Origin of the sequence: uncultured Kordia sp. (genome assembly GCF_947489565.1) — a bacterium.
Lineage (GTDB): Bacteria > Bacteroidota > Bacteroidia > Flavobacteriales > Flavobacteriaceae > Kordia.
In genome coordinates this window covers 1-1,124 of the sequence record NZ_CANLEA010000052.1, presented here as the reverse complement: position 1 = coordinate 1,124, position 1,124 = coordinate 1, and the positions used below count along the sequence as shown (strand labels likewise).

General features: G+C 44.5%; 1 protein-coding gene. It reads left to right on the top strand.

Annotated elements, in window-relative coordinates; all coding sequences use genetic code 11:
- On the top strand, positions 1–1,124 hold a 1,124-nt coding region (locus tag Q0845_RS27690), incomplete at both ends, for a Calx-beta domain-containing protein (protein ID WP_298521203.1).

The following is a 1,124-nucleotide window of genomic DNA, read 5'->3' as shown; positions in this document are numbered from 1 at the left end:
GACACACCAGCAATGAGTGTAGGTGATGTGACGGTAGCGGAAGATGCAGGAACAGCAAGTGTCGCGGTAAGTATTGATAATCCATCTAGTGTAGATACCGTAGTAAGTATCACGACAACCGATAACAGTGCGACCAATCCAGATGATTATACCACGACAACAGTTACAGCAACAATCCCAGCGGGACAAACTACAGTAGATGTAAGTATTCCAATTACAGATGATACTACAGGTGAACCAACGGAGGACTTCACTGTAAATGGAACTGTAACTAGTGGAAACACTTCAAACACGAACGATAGTGGAACAGTAACGATCACCGATAACGACACACCAGCAATGAGCGTAGGTGATGTAACGGTGGCAGAAGATGCAGGAACAGCGAGTGTCGCAGTAAGCATTGACAATCCAAGCTCAGTTGACACAGTAGTATCCATCACTACCACTGATAACAGTGCAGTAAGTACAGATGATTATACGACAACAACAGTCACAGCAACGATCCCAGCGGGACAAACGACAGTAGATGTAAGTATTCCAATTACAGATGATACTACCGGTGAACCAACAGAGGACTTCACGGTAAATGGAACTGTAACAAGTGGGAACACGAGCAATACCACTGATAGTGGAACAGTAACGATCACCGATAACGATACACCAGCAATGAGTGTAGGTGATGTAACGGTGGCAGAAGATGCAGGAACAGCAAGTGTAGCGGTGAGCATAGACAATCCATCTAGTGTAGATACAGTAGTAAATATCACTACAACCGATAACAGTGCGACCAATCCAGATGATTATACCACTACCACAGTCACAGCAACAATCCCAGCAGGACAAACCACTGTAGATGTAAGTATTCCAATTACAGATGATACTACAGGAGAACCAACAGAGGACTTCACTGTAAATGGAACTGTAACTAGTGGAAACACTTCAAACACGAACGATAGTGGAACAGTAACGATCACCGATAACGACACACCAGCAATGAGCGTAGGTGATGTAACGGTGGCAGAAGATGCAGGAACAGCGAGTGTCGCAGTAAGCATTGACAATCCAAGTAGTGTAGATACCGTTGTAAGTATCACTACCACAGATAACAGTGCGACCAATCCAGA